This window comes from Streptomyces sp. SID14478, from assembly GCF_010548525.1.
In the GTDB taxonomy this organism is placed as follows: Bacteria; Actinomycetota; Actinomycetes; order Streptomycetales; family Streptomycetaceae; genus Streptomyces.
Map to the genome: position 1 here is coordinate 1 of NZ_JAAGMG010000764.1, position 1642 is coordinate 1642.

2 protein-coding genes and 1 pseudogene are annotated in these 1642 nt (G+C 74.8%); 1 reads left to right on the forward strand and 2 read right to left on the reverse strand.

Annotated features, from left to right (window positions below; all coding sequences use genetic code 11):
* On the forward strand, positions 1-229 hold a 229-nt coding region (locus G3I40_RS25160), incomplete at its 5' end, for a threonine/serine exporter family protein (protein WP_343245014.1).
* Positions 230-400: 171 nt separating this feature from the next.
* Here the strand turns inward: G3I40_RS25160 and galE are convergent.
* Positions 401-1393: a UDP-glucose 4-epimerase GalE gene (gene galE / locus G3I40_RS25165; protein ID WP_164304397.1), complete on the reverse strand. Its 993-nt coding sequence runs from the start codon at positions 1391-1393 to the stop codon at positions 401-403.
* 45 nt (positions 1394-1438) lie between these two features.
* A pseudogene (locus G3I40_RS25170) lies at positions 1439-1642 on the reverse strand (transferase); the annotation flags it as partial.

Genomic DNA, 1642 nt, shown 5'->3' on the forward strand with positions numbered 1-1642 from the left:
GCTCGTCGTGCCGGGGATCGCGCCGCTGCTGCCCGGCGGGGCGCTGTACGCGGCGCTGGGGGCGCTGGCCTCCGGCCGGACCACGGTGGGGATCGCCGGGATGGTGAACGTGGCGGCGGTGACGTTGGCGCTGGCCGTGGGGGTGGGGTTGTCCGGAGAGGTGGGGCAGTTGGTGCGGAGGGTGCGGGCGGCCGCCGGACCCGCACCGGGCGCCCCGCGCCGGGGCTGAGGCCACGAGGCTCCGCCCCGGACCCCGTTCCTCGATCCCTCCGGGCTCCGCTCCTCGATTCCCCCCTCGGGCTCCGTTCCTCGATCCCCCCCCGGACCCCGCTCTCCTCACCCACCCCCAGCTCACGCTGGGAAGTGGCCCCAGCTCACGTTGGCAGGTGTCCCGTGGGGCCTATTTCCGCACGGCAGTGCTCGACGCAGTCCAGCCCGCCCACGCCGAGCGCACCATCTCTCGTACGTCCCGCTTCGCCGTCCAGCCCAGTTCCGTCGCGATGCGGTCCGCCGATGCCACCACCTGGTCCGGGTCGCCGGGGCGGCGCGGGGTGACCAGCGGCGCGCGGTCGTAGCCGGTCTCCTCGTTGATGAGGTCGATCATCTCGCGGACCGAGACGCCGACGCCGCGGCCGATGTTGAGCGTCAGGTCCGTGCCCGCGGCCGCGCCCGCCAGGCGCTGCGCGGCCGCCACATGGGCCTCGGCCAGGTCGGCGACGTGGATGTAGTCGCGTACGCAGGTGCCGTCCGGGGTCGCGTAGTCGTCGCCGAAGATCCGCGGCGCCTCGCCCGCGGTCAGCCGCTCGAAGACCATCGGGACGATGTTGAGGACGCCGGTGTCGGCGAGCTCGGGGGAGGCCGCCCCCGCCACGTTGAAGTAGCGCAGGGACGCGGTGCGCAGGCCGGTGGCGCGGCCCGTCGCCCGGACCAGCCACTCGCCCGCGAGCTTCGTCTCGCCGTACGGGCTCATCGGCACGCAGGGCGTGTCCTCGGTGACCAGGCCCCCTTCCCGCGCGGTGGACGGCATCCCGTACACCGCGGCCGAGGACGAGAACACGAACGAGTGGACGCCCGCCGCCGTGACCGCCTCCAGCAGGACCCGCAGCCCCTCGACGTTCTCGCGGTAGTAGCGCAGCGGCTGCTCCACCGACTCGCCGACCTGCTTCTTCGCGGCGAGGTGGACGATGCCCGTGATCGCGTGCGCGGCGAGGGTGCGGTCGAGCAGGGCGCGGTCGAGCGTCGAGCCGACGACCAGTTCGACGCCGGAGGGGACCCGTGCGGCGACCCCGGTGGACAAGTCGTCGTAGACGACGGCCCGTTCACCCGCCGCGCGCAGTGCGTGCACCACGTGCGCGCCGATGTAACCGGCCCCGCCGGTGATCAGCCAGGTCATGTCGGTGAGGTCCCCTCGTCGTCGGAGTACGGGTACTGCGCGCACTCAGTGAAGCAGCCGGGCCGCCCTGCGCCGCACCACCGACGCGACCCCGCGCAGGCCCGGTGCCGTGCGCAGGGCGAGGGCGCCGGAGTGGGTGGCGTAGGGCTGGGCGAGCAGCACGCCGTGGCGGCGGCTCGGGACGGCGGTGCGGCGCAGCAGGCCGGGTCCCCGCACGGCGTGTGCGGTGGCGTCGCGCAGGCTGCCGTC

Bases quoted from the DNA above. Each gene is read 5' to 3' on its own strand.
- galE (WP_164304397.1), bottom strand. From the start codon at position 1,393: ATGACCTGGCTGATCACCGGCGGGGCCGGTTACATCGGCGCGCACGTG.